Annotated in this window: 9 protein-coding genes; 1 reads left to right on the top strand and 8 read right to left on the bottom strand. The window is 59.8% G+C overall.

Translation table 11 applies throughout. The annotated features are described in order from the left end of the window. Positions 1-40: 40 nt before the first annotated feature. The 8 genes from Q1A74_RS12755 to selD form a co-directional block, all read right to left on the bottom strand. On the bottom strand, positions 41-1,027 hold the full coding sequence (locus Q1A74_RS12755; protein ID WP_299596580.1) for a fatty acid desaturase: 987 nt from the start codon (positions 1,025-1,027) through the stop codon (positions 41-43). 31 nt (positions 1,028-1,058) lie between these two features. Then, positions 1,059-1,865 (bottom strand): TIM barrel protein, encoded by an 807-nt coding sequence (locus Q1A74_RS12750; protein WP_299596575.1) that lies wholly within the window; start codon positions 1,863-1,865, stop codon positions 1,059-1,061. Positions 1,866-1,885: 20 nt separating this feature from the next. After that, positions 1,886-2,992, bottom strand: a complete 1,107-nt coding sequence (locus tag Q1A74_RS12745; RefSeq protein WP_299596570.1) for a UDP-glucose--hexose-1-phosphate uridylyltransferase — start codon at positions 2,990-2,992, stop codon at positions 1,886-1,888. Then, entirely contained in the window at positions 2,992-4,173 is a 1,182-nt protein-coding gene (locus tag Q1A74_RS12740; RefSeq protein WP_299596565.1) for an acetyl-CoA C-acyltransferase, read from the bottom strand. Before Q1A74_RS12740 ends, Q1A74_RS12745 begins: the two co-directional genes overlap by 1 nt. A 31-nt stretch (positions 4,174-4,204) precedes the next feature. Next, a complete protein-coding gene (locus Q1A74_RS12735; protein WP_299596560.1) occupies positions 4,205-5,152 on the bottom strand; it encodes an SDR family NAD(P)-dependent oxidoreductase in 948 nt (315 codons plus the stop codon). 70 nt (positions 5,153-5,222) lie between these two features. Continuing rightward, on the bottom strand, positions 5,223-6,092 hold the full coding sequence (locus Q1A74_RS12730) for an acetoacetate decarboxylase family protein (protein ID WP_299596555.1): 870 nt from the start codon (positions 6,090-6,092) through the stop codon (positions 5,223-5,225). A 168-nt stretch (positions 6,093-6,260) separates the two neighbouring features. Beyond that, positions 6,261-7,571, bottom strand: coding sequence for an NAD(P)/FAD-dependent oxidoreductase (locus Q1A74_RS12725; RefSeq protein WP_299596549.1), 1,311 nt, complete (start codon positions 7,569-7,571; stop codon positions 6,261-6,263). Positions 7,572-7,873: 302 nt separating this feature from the next. Beyond that, on the bottom strand, positions 7,874-10,324 hold the full coding sequence (selD, locus tag Q1A74_RS12720) for a selenide, water dikinase SelD (RefSeq protein ID WP_299596543.1): 2,451 nt from the start codon (positions 10,322-10,324) through the stop codon (positions 7,874-7,876). A gap of 279 nt (positions 10,325-10,603) precedes the next feature. Here selD and Q1A74_RS12715 point away from each other — a divergent pair, with 279 nt between their 5' ends. Next, positions 10,604-16,027 (top strand): DUF748 domain-containing protein, encoded by a 5,424-nt coding sequence (locus Q1A74_RS12715; RefSeq protein WP_299596538.1) that lies wholly within the window; start codon positions 10,604-10,606, stop codon positions 16,025-16,027. Positions 16,028-16,040: the final 13 nt, after the last annotated feature.

Here is a 16,040-nt window from a genome sequence, read left to right as displayed (position 1 = left end):
GCAGCGCTTTTTTGTTGGGGGGATTTTATCCGCTTGCGTTTTACGAGTGTTCGGGGAGCTGCACCCGGATAAAATCCTGCGGTGCTTTGCGCACACGGTGTGCGGCGGGAAGAATTTCTTTCAGGGTATTCACAAATCCATCCGAGGGTTCCGGGTAATCGTGTTTAACCAGCTGATGCAGTTTCGGCAGTGCATGGAAAGGGACCGCTGCGTACATATGGTGCTCAGTGTGGTAATTCATGTTCCAGTAGAAAAACTGCAGCAGCGGGTTCATATAAGTGGTGCGAGTACTGGTGCGGTGATCCGGATTGTTCACAGCCAGTGCGGTGTGTTGCGTGGTCTGTACCAGGGTCGCAAGCAGGCCGCCGTAGTAGGGGGCAAACAGGGTAAATACCAGTGGCAACCAGGACTGGGCCAGAATCGACCAGCTCACCAGGGCGACTACACCCAGCACAAACAACCGGGAGGACCAGACGATGTCCTGCCACTGTTTGTCGTTGATGCGTTCGTCGATATAGGCGGGACGTTTTCCGGTGGCGTGAACAAACGGAATAATCAGTTCCCGGGGGTAAAACAGCGCGGTGGCGAAGGGCAGAACCCAGGGAGACACCGGCGGGCGGGCGGTGAAGAATTCCGGGTCCTGTTCCTCATACAGGGTGTAGGCGTGATGCTGCAGGTGACGCCAGCGATCGTAGCGCGCTTCCTTGTGCAGCATGAATCCGGAAATCCAGTTCACCGCTTCGTTCAACCACGGCGTTTTGAACGCGGTGCGGTGGTGGGTCTCGTGCATGGCGGCCATACCCGACAGCACATAGATACTGCCGTAGATAAAAAAGAACAGATAGCTCCACAGGGTGCCGAGGGTGGCGTAGGCGAGGTAGCCAAAGTTCACCAGCAGCGCCAGGGTGACCGCCACCAAAAATAACCCCGGTCCATCCTTTTTTTCCAGCAGCGCGCGGAACGCCTGCTTGTCTACCGGTGTTTTGTACCAGCGGATAGGCGCCGTCTGGTCGGTATTCGTTGTCATCGGAATCTCCCGTTTTTGTTGTCGCGGCCGGCTAGTTCAGCTTTTCCTGCAGCAGGTCTTTCATATACAGATTGATGTCCCACTGGTTGACCAGCGGCGCGTTGGTTTGCGGGTGCACCGGCATATAGGTGGGTGGGCCAAACTCCGGGGTAATTGCAAACGCCGTGCGGTCTTCCTGGCTGTCGAGAATGGTCTGCCACCAGTGGATATGTGCATCGACTTCCCCCTGCCAGTGGGGCGAGCGCGGATCGACGATCTGCGGTCCGTTGGAATGGCCCACGCGGGCGTGGATATAACCGCAGCGCGGTGCGATGCGCTGGATCAATTTCGGGTGGTGCTCCAGCAGGGATTCGCTCACCACACACCAATGGGAGAAATCGGCGGTGAGGCGCAGCTCGGGCAGGGCATCGAGATATTCCTCGATGGTCCAGGGGTTGAAGCTGAAACGGCCGCGATGGGTCTCGTGCACGATGGGTACGCCGTGCTGGTCGGCAATGGCCTGGGCGGCGCCAATCAATTCCAGGTTCTGTTCGCGACTGAAATAGTCGCGTCCGGTATGGCAGTTGATCATGCGCGGTTTCAGCTCCGCCAGTGCGGTGACTTCATCGAGATATTGCGCGCGGTAGTTTGCATAATTGGGTTCTTTGCACAGAACCACCTGGGCAATCAGCTCGATACCGCTGGCGGACATCAATGCGGCGATCTGCTCCTGTTGATTGCGCGCATCAGGGATCGGGGTTTCGATGCCGCGGTAGCCAGCAGCCAGTACCTTTTCGACAAAATCCACGAGCGGGATATGGTGTGAGCCCCAGTAGGTGCAGAAAAAATCCAGACGCATGGTGTGTCTCCGGTTGCCGATCAAACGCCGTGGTTTGCCGCGGCAAAATGTTGTTCGGAACAGTCGCGCAGCATTTGCGCGGCCAGCTCCGGGGTAAGGTCACGTTGTGCTTCCGCGAGCATTTCAAAGCCCACCATAAATTTGCGCACACTGTGTGAGCGCAACAGCGGTGGGTAAAAATGGCCGTGGAATTGCCAGTGGCGCTGGTCTTCATTATTTACTTCGCCGAGGTCGGTCTGCCGCTCGCCAGTCTCATTGCCCTCATTCGGGTAAGGCGCACCGTGCCAGCCCATGGTGTAGGGAAAGCGGGTCTGAAACAGGTTGTCGTAGCGCACCAGCAATCGCTTCAGCAAATCCGCCAGTTGGCGTCGCTCTTCGGCGCTGGCATTTTCCAGTCGCGTCAGCGGGAATTTGGGCAGTACCAGTGTCTCGAAGGGCCAGGCGGCCCAGTGGGGCACCACCGCGATCCACAGAAAATTTTCCACCACGGTGCGGGTGCCGCTGGCACTTTCCAGGTGCGCGTACTCCATCAGCAGGGAGCGCCCCTCATGCTTGAGATAATTGCGCTGCTGTTCCTCTTCCCGTACCACTTCGCTGGGCAGTGCGTCCATCGCCCACACTTGTCCGTGGGGGTGTGGGCTGGAGCAGCCCATGACCGCACCCTTGTTTTCAAACAGCTGTACGTAGCGGTAATCGCGCCCCAGTTCGGCGGATTGCGCAGCCCAGGTGTCGATCACCCGGGCAATGCTTTCCACCGGCAGTTCCGCGAGGCTCCGATGATGTTCCGGTGAATAGCAGATCACCCGGCAGGTTCCGCATACCGGTTCCTGCTTTAACAGGGGGTGGGACGAGGCCTGTGCCTGGGAGGGGGCGGTATCGAGCAGCGCCGGAAAGTCATTGTCGAAAACGAACGTATCCCGGTAGCCCGGATTGCGCGCACCGCCGCTGCGGGCATTGCCCGCGCACAGATAACAATCTTCCACATAGGCCCGGGTTTCCCCGGGCGGTGGCGCGTCCACCTGGCCCTGCCAGGGGCGCTGGTTGCGGTGGGGGGAGACCAGTACGTACTCCCCCGTGAGCGGGTTAAGACGCCGGTGCGGTGCGCTGTGGCTATCGGGATTGGACATCAGAGCACCTCGAACAGGCCCGCGGCACCCATACCACCGCCCACACACATGGTGACCACCACGTAACGCACACCGCGGCGTTTTCCTTCGATCAACGCGTGCATCACCATGCGCGCGCCGCTCATGCCGTAGGGGTGACCAATGGAAATGGCACCGCCGTTGACGTTGAGGCGCTCGTCGGGAATACCCAGTTTGTCGCGGCAGTAAATCACCTGCACGGCGAAGGCTTCGTTCAGCTCCCACAGACCGATATCGTCCATGGTGAGGCCGTGATTTTTCAGCAGTTTGGGAATGGCATACACCGGGCCGATACCCATTTCGTCCGGCTCGCAACCGGCCACCGCCATACCGCGGTAGGCACCCAGTGGTTCCAGGCCGCGGCGCTCGGCCTCCGCGGCTTCCATCAGGATCATCGCCGCCGCGCCATCGGAGAGTTGTGAGGCGTTGCCGGCAGTAATACAGCCGCCTTCGCGCACCGGTTTCAGCCCGTTGAGGCTGCCGAGATCGGTTTCCGGGCGGTTGCATTCGTCTTTTTCCAGGGTGACTTTCTGCTCGCTGATTTCACCGGTGTTGCGGTCCTGCACCAGTTTGGTGGCGGTGACCTTGACCAACTCGCGGTCGAAACGACCGGCGGCCTGGGCGTCGGCGGTGCGCTGTTGGGATTTCAGTGCATAGGCATCCTGCACTTCGCGGTCGATGCTGTAGCGATTGGCCACCACTTCGGCGGTGTCCAGCATCGGCATATGAATGGTGGGCACATTGGCCATCGCCTGGGGGTCGGCGACCCGGTGCAGGTTGAGCTTGTCATTCTGCACCAGGGAAATGGATTCACAGCCGCCGGCGAGCACGATGGGCATTCCGTCGTGCACGATTTGCTTGGCCGCGGTGGCCACCGCCATCAGGCCGGAAGCGCACTGGCGATCGAGCGACATGCCGGCAACGCGCACCGGCAGGCCGGCCGACATGGCAACCTGACGGGCGATATTGGCAGCCTGGGTGCCCTGCTGCAGGGCCGCGCCCCATACGCAGTCTTCAATGTCTGCCGGATCCAGATCGGCGCGGGTGATGGCCGCCTGCACCGCGAAGGACGACAGTGATGGTGCCTCCAGATTGTTGAAGGCGCCGCGGTAGGCTTTGCCGATGGGCGTGCGCGCGGCGGAGACGATCAGTGCTTCTTTCATAATGCTTTTCCGTAATTCTTTGAGCGGTGCGTCAGGCGTTGGCCGTGGCTGCCCCTTTTGGTTGAGCGCCTGTTTGCAGCGCACCGAGTGCCTTGCGGATAAACCGCTCGGTCTGCTGGGCAGCGGAGTCCAGGGTGTGTGGGTTCCGGGTGTCTGAGATCTGCGCCAGCTGTGCGGCGACCTGTTCAGGTTGCTGTTTGTCGGCGGGGAGGAACACGCCTTCGGTTTCAAACTGGGTGGCGCGGGAATAGCAGCCACCGCCGGCGCACAGGATTTCGCCGCTGGGGGCTTCCTCGGTGCACATGGCTAATGCGCCGGCGGTGACGGATTCGGTAGACAGCAGGTCGGCAAAATCCGGCGGCAGCAATTCTGCGGTCATACGGGTGGCGGCGGTGGGAGCCAGCGCGTTGATGTGGATATTGTTCTTGGCGCCTTCGAGGCGCAGGGTGTTCATCAATCCCACCACGGCCATTTTCGCCGCGCCGTAATTGGACTGACCGAAGTTGCCGTAGAGACCGGAGGCGGAGGTGGTCATCAGGATGCGGCCGTAATTTTGCGCGCGCATGGGCTCCCACACCGCCTTGCAGCAGTTGACGGTACCGAACAGGTGCACTTCCACCACCGAGCGGAAATCCTCCAGCGACATTTTGGCGAAGGATTTATCCCGCAGGATGCCGGCGTTGTTGATCAGGATATCCACGCGGCCCCAGGCGTTCATGGCTTTTTGCACCATGGCTTCAGCGTCGGCATAGCGGGTGATATCGCCGCCATCTACCAGCGCGGTACCGCCAGCAGCGGTGATTTCTTCCACCACCTGTTGTGCGGCCGTGGCAGAGGCGCCCTGACCGGCGCGGTCGCCACCCAGATCATTCACCACTACCTTGGCACCGAGGCGCGCCAGGGCCAGGGCGTGGGATTTTCCGAGCCCATTGCCGGCGCCGGTGACGATGGCGACCTTGTCTTGAAAGAGTTTGCTCATAACGATGACTTACCTTGAAATCCGTGAGTGATCCGTCGAGTTACTGGGTAGAGTTGCTTGGCAGCGCCGCTTAGTAGAGAACCTTGGTGAGATCGGCGCGCAGTACATTGCGCGCGTCCAGCAGCAGGGCCTTACCGGTACCGCTGACCGGCAGGGCGGCCAGCTGGCTGATGATGTGTACCTGGGTGGGCAGCTTCCAGGGCTGGGGGGCAAACCACTGCACCTCTGCACGGGCGATGCGCACCGAGCGGCACTCGAATTCCTGCGGAAACAGCGTGGCGTGGGAGAGGTCGGCGCCGCCCTGGTTGCCGAGGCTCGGGATGTGCCGCCAGCCCATCCAGTCCATTTCGGTAAATTCTTCTTTTACCGCGGCTTCGGTTTGCGGATCCGCATCGGCGATATTGGTGAAGTGCAGTTCGCAAAAGGTGTGACCACTGAGGTGTGCCCAGGAGCGCATCTCGCTGCCGTCGAAACGGAAATCCTCGATATTGCCGGGAATTTTCGGGATACCCGCGGATTCACGGCCGGGCAGGATGGGGATGGGATTGTTTTCCCAGGTGACCAGGTTGTACCAACCCTCCAAATTATCCCGCTCGCCCTCGAAGCGCACCGGCACATTGACCGCGAGAATGTTGTAGGGCTCGCCGCCCATCCAATCCACGCCGCGGTTCATCATGGAAGCGACCATGATTTCGTTGCGCAGCAGCGAGAAATTCTTCGGCAGCAGGCGCGCCAGTTGTTCGCCGTCGGTCTCGTACATGGTGGCGGCGGTAATGGTGTCGCGGTACACCAGTGGCGCGAGGCCGCCTTCCACGCCGCCGAAGTGGGCGGGCATCTGGAACACCGTACCGGCCTGGTTGTAGCTTCCCGAGTTGGGCACCGTTCTGGGTCTTGGGAATTCGGTGGTTGATTTTTTCTCGAGGAGTTCTTCGGTTTCCATGCTGCGCCCGCTTTTTCTGATTGCGAAATTTGTCACACCCTTTTACAGGGAGAAGGTGAATTTTCGACAGCAGGGAACACCCGCGCCATGACACGGGATGTCATGGCGCGGGTGTGAACTAGGCAAGGCCTGGAAGATTAGGAGGGGGAAAGTTGTGCGTCGCTATACTCAGTGCATCTTCAACCGCGGTTTCACAAACCGGTTGGCCTGCCCGATGACATACAGCAGCATGGCGCGTGGCCAGCCGTGCAGAGCCGCCAGGTGCATACGATACAGGGAGCGGTAGGCGAGCCCGGCCAGGCGTCCCTCAATGGTGAAGCTGCCTTTTACCAGCCCGCCCATCAGGCTGCCAACCGCATCGAATTTGGATAGGGAAACCAGCGAGCCGCGGTCCTTGTAGGTAAAGGATTGCAGCCCGGCTTCGGGGTCTTCCACCAGTGCGATCAGGTTTTCTCGTGCGGTTTTGGCCATTTGCTGTGCGGACTGAGCGCGTGGCGGTACCTTGTGCTCGGCGGCGTCGATGCAGCCGGCACAGTCACCGAGGGCAAAAATTGACGGGTCGGCTTTGCTGCGCAAGGTTGCTTCCACTTCGATCTGGTTCTGGCGGTTGAGCGTCAGGCCGTCCAGCTTTTGCAGAAAGTCTGGTGCCTTGACGCCCGCAGCCCACACACGAATGGCCGCGGGGATTTCCTCGCCGTCTTTGGTTACGAACCCCGTAGGCGTCGCTTCGGCTACCTGGGTAGCGGTAAGCACGCGCACGCCGAGATTGCTCAACTCTTTTTCTGAACTGTTACCGAGCCGTGGGGGGAGTGCGGGTAACAGGTGTGGGCCGGCCTCGATCAGGGTCACCTTGAGGTCGCCATTTTTAATGCGCCCGTAGTGACCCATCTCATGCACTGCGTCCACCAGTTCTGCCGCCAGCTCCACGCCAGTTGCGCCGCCGCCGACAATGGCGATGTGCACTTCTTCCGCTACGCGGTTTTCGAGTTGCAAAAACTGGTCGAGTAACTTGGTGTGGAACTTCTGCGCCTGCTCGGCGCTGTCGAGAAACTGGCAGTTGTCACGTACCCCGGGGGTATTGAAGTCGTTGCTCTGGCTGCCCAGGGCAAACACCAGGTAGTCGTATTCCAGTTTGCGCGCCGGCACCAGCGCTTGCCCGTCATCGCTGCAGACCTCGGCCAGTTCAATGGTTTTTTCTTTCCGGTTCAGGCCGCGCAGGCTGCCCAGTTCAAATTGGAATCCATTCGCGCGGGCGTGGACCTGATAATTGAGGGCATCGAGGCTGGAGTCCAGTGCGCCGGTGGCAACCTGGTGCAACAGGGGTTTCCAGATATGGGTGCGATTTTTGTCGACGAGGGTGATCTCCGCCGCGGGGGATGTATTGCGGCGGTGAAAACGGTTAAAGGAGAAGTGACGGCCGAGACTGGTGGCTAATTGCAGCCCGCCGGCGCCGCCGCCGACAATGACAATTTTCTTCATGACAGAGATTTCCTGTAGAGCTAAAAAAATCGTGCTCTTCGCGCGCCCTGAGATGTCCAAGCGTCAATGGTTGGACGATCGGGAGTCGAACCTGTTTTTAGGGGTACACGTTCGCAATCGGGCGACGGTCTCTGTGAAGACCCGGGAGGAAGAGTACATTGCCCTTCCTCGGATTCTTTTGATGGTATGGGTGGCCATACTAGCGCACTCAGCCGCGTTGGCAACGGCCGAAATAGTTTCAGCGGAAAGTGTTTCATCGGAAAGCGTTTTTTGTTGGCGTGTTGGGGCCGGTAGCCCCTGTCTCAGGAAATCAGTTCGCTGTGCCGACGGGCCAGTTTTTTCCAGTCGCCGCCCTGTGCAAGGTGTATCGGTTGCGGCGCGCAGAGCAGCTGGTCACTGCTCGTGGGAAGCTCGTCTACAACCCCGATAATCGCAGCGTGGCGACAGCCGGAAGCCTGCAGTGCGGTGAGGCAATCTTCGGCGAACTCGACAGGTACTGCGCCCAGCAGTCCACCACAGATTTGTGGATCCACCAGTAGTGGCAGCAGCGGCTTGGCTCGCCAGGCGGCGGGATTTTGCAGGGCCGTATACGACCGGGCATTGTGCGAATGCAAATGGGCCAGCAGGCCGTGCTCGGCGCAGTAAGTGGCCCCCGGGAGCAGGGGCAGTGCATCGGCAAACAGGCTGGCTCCCAGGCGGAGTTCGCTCGGGTGATTGGACTGCTCCAGGTCTGCCGGGTGGCTGCGGTGGTGGCTCGTGTGATGGCCCTGATACTGGAGTATTTCCAGCAGCCGGCCCAGCAGGCCGGCATCGTTGATAGTGCTGATGGCGTGGGCGTCATTGGAGGCAAAGATATCTGCGGCGGTGGCATTGCTCTGCAGCATCAATTCCAGCGCTTGCTGTATCCAGCGGCCGTGGGCCTTGCCCTGGCGTTCGGCCGCCAGCAGTGTGCCGATACCGAGCGGCTTGGTGAGTATCAGGCAGTCCCCCGCCTGCAGTTCAGCCCTGGCATCGGGTTGCCCGGGCTCGGTTACACCGTTGATGGTCAGCCCCAGTTGTAGCGCCGGTCCCTCGGTTGTGCTGCCGCCGTTCAGGGCGCAATTGTGTTGATTGAGTTCCCGTGCGGCGCCGTCCAACAATTGTTGCAGATCGCGGGCAGCCAGCTCCGGTGCCCCGTGGGGGAGGGTGACAAGTGCCTGCGCGGTATGTGGTTGCACCTGTGTAGAGATCAGCGAAGAGAGTGCGTGCAGGGCGCTCAAACGCCCGAACAGCCAGGGGTCCGCCACGGGTGCGCGCAGCTGATCCGAGCTCTGTGCCAGTAACTTTCCACTGGGCAGCTTGATAACAGCAGCTTCATTGCCGCGCGCGAGGGTCGATGCAATCGGCTGAGGTTGCGGCAGTGACGAGAGGGTCCGGTCCAGTAGCTCCGTCCCCCGTACCGCAGTGGTGTCACAATTGCGCAGCCCGGCGATGGAAATATTGTCGCGCTGCTCCAGGCCGTGGGGTGCTCTCGGTACCAGGTTATGCCAGAGCGCGGACAGTGCGGGCGCGGCAAGGGCGCGCTGTGGTTTTATACCGGCCACGGGCAGGGATTCGAAACGCCGCATCAACTGACGGTCGCGATGATCCTTCCACAGCCACAGCAGCCTGCCGGCACAGGAAAAACCGCCACGGGCGGCAATAGCGCGCTGGCTGCCACAAGACAACAGGCTGAAAAAGCGCTTTGTTGCCCGGTAGGGTTTCAGTGGTTGCTCCAGCAGTGTGGCGCGGAGATTGTGATAGAGCACGGGGCCCTGATCCAGTGCGTTCCGGGCGGACCGGGAAGTACTGTGTTCCGTCTTGTCGGCAGTGAGCGGGCTGGCGACATCGCCGGCTGCGAATACCGATGGATGCTGTACGGTGCGCAGGAATGCATCCACCTGCACAAAGCCGCCATCATCCAGCGCAAGGCCGGACTGCGCCAACCAGGGGGGGGCGCCGGCTTCGGTGCACAGCAGCACCTTGTCCAGAGCGAGGAATTCTCCTTCGTCGTTGTGCACGCCGCGGTGGGTAATTTCCGCCACCCGCCAGTTGCGGTGTGTACGTATTTTCAGGCGCCCCAGTTCTCGCGCCACCATTCTGCGCGCCAGTAGTGCGTATTCCTCAGGCAACCGGTTGCCTGCGTGCAGCAGGTGGATTTCCACCCGTCCGCTGTATATCTGTTCTTCCAGCGCCCAAGACATGGCCATAGCAAGTTCGCAGCCGCCCAGACCACCGCCCACAATCCCCAGGCGCAGTGGTTGGTGCTCACCGTGCACCTGGTGTTTCAGCTGCTGCCAGTAGCGGTGGAAATGGCCCACGGGCTTGACCGGAATGGCGAGATCGGACCCGGGAATCTTGCGGCAAGGGGTGGCGCCGACATCGAGAGAAATCAGATCGTATTCCAGGTCCGGACGCCCCAGCAGAGACACCCTTTTTTCCACGGGATCAATATGATGCGCGCACGCCTGAACAAAGCGCGCGCCCGCTGCGCGGCATAGCCGCGGTAGGTCGATATGAATGTCGCTGAAGCCGTAGTGGCCGGCAATCATCCCCGGTAGCATCCCCGAATAGGCGCTCTGCACCTGCGGTGACACCAGCGTAAGCCGCACGCCGGGTAAAGGTTTCTTTGCCCACAACTGCAAAAAAACCGCGTGGCTGTGCCCGCCGCCAATCAGCACGATGTCCTGATAATTGGGGTGCTCTCCCATGTGTTGCTTATCTGACTCTTTCACGGAGACCTGCCCTGACCGGTTTGTTTGTACCAGTTTGGTTGAAATATAAACAGTGTAACGGGGCTGCGGGCTTTAGCACGGCCTGGGCGCGCTGTTGTGAAGCATGTGGCGCCGGAATCTGTAATTAAGGCGCCGCCGGGAAATCATTCGCGCATAAAAATGGCTTGTTGCGGCGTTTCGCGACATCCCTCACAAGTCTGCTGGTCTTTAATGTAGGGAGCGTGCAGCGTCCAATCTCACAAAACCGGCTGCGCGAAATTCCTTGTGCGCCGAGTCTAGATGTTCACACCGCCCACGAATAAAACTGCAGAATATCGAGGAACCCGCCGCCTCCTGTGGCTGCTGGTATCCGTTCTGTTATTGATTGGCGCACTGAATATCTTTGTTTCCATTCTGTTGCCCGGAGCGGTGCAACGCTGGTTGCACGAGCGCGGACTGGAAGCGCAGATCGAGCACATGGATATATCGCTGCCGCGCCTGAGCGCACATCTGCGCGGCGTGCAGGTGCGCAACGAATTTGAGCGCGGTTTCAATGTGCGCGAAGCCACCCTTGGGCTTAGCTGGTGGCACTTATTGCAAGGCAAGGTTCACGTCAAACGGGTGGACTTGATTGACGCCTATATGGATCTCGAGTCCGAGCCCGGCAAGCACGGCCGGGTATGGGAAATCGGCGGCTGGCGGCTAAGCGAGGGCGGCGAGAAAAAGCCCAGAAACTGGCGTGTGGACCTGACCGCCGCCACCCTGCGCAATGCGGTGGTCTGTTACCACCACAAGCCGCAGTGGAACTCGCCCAGTTGCGCCCGTTTTGGCGATCTGACGCTGGATGACTTTTATGTGGCCGGGCGCAGGGATAAAACCGGCGAACCGCTGCAGTTTTCCATCGGTGCCGATGATCTGGCTCTGGACAACCTGCTGGCCTGGGATGAACACCCCCGCAAGGAATCTCCGACGGGGCTTGGCAGCAAAACTCAGGAGCCCGGCGAGGGCGACATGCGCAAGTCTGCTCAGGAAAATCCCACTTTGGCGGTGGTGCGCCTGAAAACCCGCAATATTCACTTCGAGCGCCCCGGCAATCTGCTGACCCTCGCGGAAGCCACCACACGCAAGTTCGCCGGGTGTCCGCCGCCACGCTGGGGAGAAGCCGTGCCCGGCTTACGCCGCATCACCAGTCACTGCGCCACCGCGCGCCGTTTACAGGTGCGTGGGCCGGCAAGTTTTTCCTTCGGTAAAGCGTCGGAAATCGCCTGGCACCGGGTCAACGGGCAGGAAGTGCGGCTGCGTTATCAAAACCGGCGCCACCCCAACTGGCACGCGGAAACCATTGCCATCAACGATTTCGACTTTCTGCGCGCGTCAAAATCCCTGGAGTGGCAGAGCGCGGGTGCCAGCGGATTTTCCTGGTGCCCCAATCAATTGCGCGCGGGACTTTCCGCTGCTGGCGCTCATCACTACTGTATTCGCGCGGGCAGCCTGCGGCTTCCCCAGCCCACGACGTTTGCATGGCTGAACGGTTTTCGCGTCGACTTGGCGGAGGCGAGCCTGACCCAGGGCACCCTCGTGGACCTGGACGCAACCACGCCGGCCCGCAATCCGGTAAATGCTAATCACCTACGTGTGGGGGCGCTGCAATACCGCAACGATCGCCGGCGGCTGCAACTGCAAAACCTGTCCCTGGATGGCGCGACCGGGTGCATTCCCGGTCAGCTGTGGGAGCGGGAAGATCACTGCGTCCTGCTCAATCAATTGCAGCTGCCGGAAACATTCAATCTGCAGTTCGCACGCAAAGTACCCAGAGAGAATCGGCCCGCCCAATCCTGGGCGCTGGATAGTGGGCCACTCGCATTGCAGAAGTTTCAATTGGGGCCGGCACAGGCAGAACCCGAAGACCAGCTGGTACTGAGTGATCTCCACTGGCAGCGGGTCGAACTGTCCCCCGACAAAAAACGCTATCTGCTGGAAGACGTAAATCTCGAACGGCTGGTGGGTTGTGTACCGGATGGCCTGTTACCTCAGCGGCTCTCGCCGCTATGCAGTCAGGTTGAGCAACTGCATGGCAAAGGAGATTTTGTACTCGAACTGGCGCCTTCTCCCTACCTTGTACTCGGCGAGTTGACGCTGGCTTCGCTATTGCTGTCCGACCACCTGAGCGATGATCTGGCGGCGCAGACCGGCCTGGCGTTACAGCAACTTCACACCGGCCATGGTTTTTTCCGTCTGCGCAGCCAGAAACTGAAGCCGGGGGAATACTTTGCCGGTGAGGACGCGCACGGCTGGTTTGCGGAGCAAAGTACCGCAGATGAAAACCTGGATGACGGTGCGGAAAAAGGCCAATTGCCTGGGGAGCTGTTGGCGGATGGCAATGGGGAATGGGATAAATCGTCCACGGCGATCGGCAGCGAAATTGTTGCCCGCGAGTTGGAACTGGAGCTGGCGTCCCTGTCACTGAACAAGCTGGAAGGCTGCCTGCCGGTGTCCTGGCAGGCATTGACCGGGGGAGGTGCTGCCGAACGCAGGCCGGAATGTTTCGAGGTGGTCAACCTTCAGCAAAAACAGCCATTACATCTGGTTGTCGACCGGCAGCGCACCACCAGCACAAACAGCGGTGCACAATTACGCGTGCTGTTTGCTGCCGCCGAACTCAGCATCGAGTCCGCCAATATACAAAGTGCCAGCAAGCAATCCCTGCTGACCCTGTCACAGTTGCAATTACCCGAGGCCGATTTCCGCCTGCAATCCCGCCCCGCGCGCGTACAGCTCAAGCTTCCCGGTTCCGTGCTGGACGCTGCGGATTTCTGTTTTGGTAAAAACCGTTGTGTCGATCTACAAACCCTGCGCACCGGCGACCGCTTCGAACTCTACTATGGTCGCGACCGATTCACCGCCGATCTCAATAACCTGGTGCTCGACCAGTTCACCCTGAGCGGCAGCGAGCAGGACCTCACACTCGACGTCGACAAGCTGCAGGGCCTCGCTCTGCACGCCAACCTCCCACGCACCGCCGGCGCTCGCGCGGCGTGGGATATTCAGCAACTGCAGGCACAGGCTATCGATTTTTGCTGGCCCGCTGGTGACAAGGACCGGATGTTGCCGCGCTGCGTGCGGGGGAAAAATCTCGGCTCGGAAAATGGCAACTTGTCCGTAGTCGAGCTGGCCCTCCACCACCGGCTCGAGGATCCCTCCCAGTTGCTGCTCGGGCGCCTCCAGATTGAACAGCTCGGTATGGTGCAGCCCGCAATAGCTAGCCAGCCGGTACAGCTGAACTTGCACAATCTGCGCCTGGAGAGCATCAGTGGATGCGGTCTCAACGACTGGCTCGCAGCCCCACAATTGCGCAGGGAAAACAGCGCGCGCTGGGCCGGTTGCCTGTCGTCCGGAAGCCTGCATCTGAGCGGCGACAATCTTGTGCGCCTCGGTGCAGGGGAAACAGCAGCAGCGCGAGAAACTGCGCGGCTCGCGCTGGGCCCCCTGCAGGCGTCCAGCCTGAAGCTTGATCCCGCGGTGGGGAGCCCGTTGCAACTGGCGCACCTGCAGTGGCAATCCGTGCGCTGGCCCGGCGGCGCACGGGTGCAGGTGGAAGATCTGGTCGCGCAGGATTTTTCTGGCTGTCTGCCGGAGCAGGCTGCGCGTAAAGATCCTCTGTGTTTCTCATTCGGCATATTAAATATCAGTGGCAACCAGAAGCTCACCGCAGGGGATGAATTGCGTACAACCGGCCATATCGCTCTGGAAGACTTCGTTTTCCGCCATGGGCAACGCAAGCGTCTTGGGTTCACGCATCTCGCGGTGAATGGTCTGGCCTTCTCTCCCAAGACCTTGGAATTACAGCGCGCAGAAATGAGCGGCCTCAGCGGATGTCTGAGCCCATTTAACCTCGGCGAAAAGGCGCTCGCGCCCTGTTATGAGGTTGGCCGGATTTCTGTGGGCAGTGAGCACAAAGTATTGCTGGGTAACCTGCGCAGCGGTAAAGCCCAGCGTCAGTTCCGCAATATCAAGGTGGATGGCTTGCGTATGACCCAGCAGGACTTTCCCGCGGGGTTGCCTTCGGAATTACTGCACATCGCCACACTGGAGGCCGACCTGCTCAGCTTTGGCCACCGCGAACTGGTTAGTGAAAACCTCAAGCTGGAAAATATCAGCAGCTGCCTGCCGGCTGGCTATATCAGCGGGGTGCAGAATTGCGTCAATCTGCAGCGTATTCTCACCTCCGGAAAATTCAGTTTCGACCAGCGCAGATTGGACCTCTCCTTGGCACAGGTCGAACAACTGATGGTTATCGACATTGAGGGCGATCAGCTACTGGAAAGTGGCTATGTGGAAGTTCGCGAATTAACGGTGGCAAAGGAAGTCATCCGCCTGCTGCATATGGAAATTGCCGAAAGCCGCGTATTTCGCCGGGATGAGCGCGCCCAGGAGTTTGCGAATCACCAGTGGAATACCGAGATTGAAACCCTGCGGGTCAGTCAGTTTGAATATTTCCCACCGGAAAAACTCTTAAAAATCGATACAGTAGATTTGATCCAGCCGCGCAGTATCCTCGCGCGCGGTCGGCAGGGAAAGCTTGGGGTCTGGGAGCGTTTTCGCAGCGAAACACCGGAGTTGGACCGTTACCATTATCAGCGGGGGGATCTGGCGCGCGGGGCCAATCGGTTCCGCTATCGGGTGCGTCAGGTGTATGTGGATCGCGGTCGATTCCTGTGGTTGGACAATACCAACGATTATCATGCGCGCCTGCCGATCCGCCGAATCAATCTATTGCTGCAGGGCCTGAGCAACTACCACGAGGATCCGCCAGCGCTGCTGGTTTTCAATGCGCGCCCGGGCGGGTTCAGTGAGATGCACCTGGCAGGCCAGGTTAATCTGTTGGACGACAGCAAGTGGGATGCGGGCTTGCTCGGCTATGTGGAGGGGGCCAATCTGATTCCGGCAACGCCTTATATGGCGAATCTGCTTGGTTACAAAATTCTGCAGGGCCAGCTGGATGCCGTAGTGAATATCAAGGTGGACGATAATCAGGTCGATGCACTGGCACAGATGGAACTGCAAAAAATCAAAGTGCGAAGGGTGCGTGATACAGATCATCTGGCAGTAAAGCGAAGCATTATTCCCCTGGGTTTTGCCCTGGCGCTGATGAAAGACGGCAATGGCGACGTGCACTTTGATATGCCAGTCACCGGAGATCTGTACGACCCCGAGTTTTCCTTCAGCTTTATTTTCAGCGACTTGTTGCAGCGGGCCATTCTAGAAGCGCTGTTTGCGTACTTTACCCCGGTGGGTGTGTACAGCCTGGCAAAACTGGCTTGGGCGCGTTTCCGCGCCGTCAGCTTTAACGACCTTGAGTTTGAGCCCGGAAACGATACCCTGAGTGAGTTTGCCAAAGCCCAGCTGAACGGCATGGTAGAAAAAATGCGCGACAACGAGAAGGCCCGCCCCGGCATCTGTGGTGTGGCGACCGCAAGAGATCTCGAGTATATGTTCCCCCACGAAGTGAACGCCATGCGTGGTGCCGGCGAGAGCCGCGAGAATTTCTACAAAGACCCTCCCCGCGGTATTCGCGAGGAGCTACTGCGATTGTCCAATCGCCGCAGCCGTCACGTACAGAAATTCCTGATTGACGCGGGGCTCGATCAGGAAGATTTCATCCAGTGCGCACCGGACTATATTGGTACTGATTCTGGAGCCCCACACGTGGAGTTTTCCAACTGATTCACCTCAGGCG

This window comes from uncultured Microbulbifer sp., assembly GCF_947504145.1.
In the GTDB taxonomy this organism is placed as follows: domain Bacteria; phylum Pseudomonadota; class Gammaproteobacteria; order Pseudomonadales; family Cellvibrionaceae; genus Microbulbifer.
This window is presented reverse-complemented; position numbering and strand designations above follow the sequence as displayed.

Excerpts from the sequence above, each read along its gene's own strand:
- Q1A74_RS12755 (WP_299596580.1), bottom strand. The coding sequence starts at position 1,027 with ATGACAACGAATACCGACCAGACGGCGCCTATCCGCTGGTACAAAACA.
- Q1A74_RS12750 (WP_299596575.1), bottom strand. The coding sequence starts at position 1,865 with ATGCGTCTGGATTTTTTCTGCACCTACTGGGGCTCACACCATATCCCG.
- Q1A74_RS12745 (WP_299596570.1), bottom strand. The coding sequence starts at position 2,992 with ATGTCCAATCCCGATAGCCACAGCGCACCGCACCGGCGTCTTAACCCG.
- Q1A74_RS12740 (WP_299596565.1), bottom strand. The coding sequence starts at position 4,173 with ATGAAAGAAGCACTGATCGTCTCCGCCGCGCGCACGCCCATCGGCAAA.
- Q1A74_RS12735 (WP_299596560.1), bottom strand. The coding sequence starts at position 5,152 with ATGAGCAAACTCTTTCAAGACAAGGTCGCCATCGTCACCGGCGCCGGC.
- Q1A74_RS12730 (WP_299596555.1), bottom strand. The coding sequence starts at position 6,092 with ATGGAAACCGAAGAACTCCTCGAGAAAAAATCAACCACCGAATTCCCA.
- Q1A74_RS12725 (WP_299596549.1), bottom strand. The coding sequence starts at position 7,571 with ATGAAGAAAATTGTCATTGTCGGCGGCGGCGCCGGCGGGCTGCAATTA.
- Q1A74_RS12715 (WP_299596538.1), top strand. The coding sequence starts at position 10,604 with ATGTTCACACCGCCCACGAATAAAACTGCAGAATATCGAGGAACCCGC.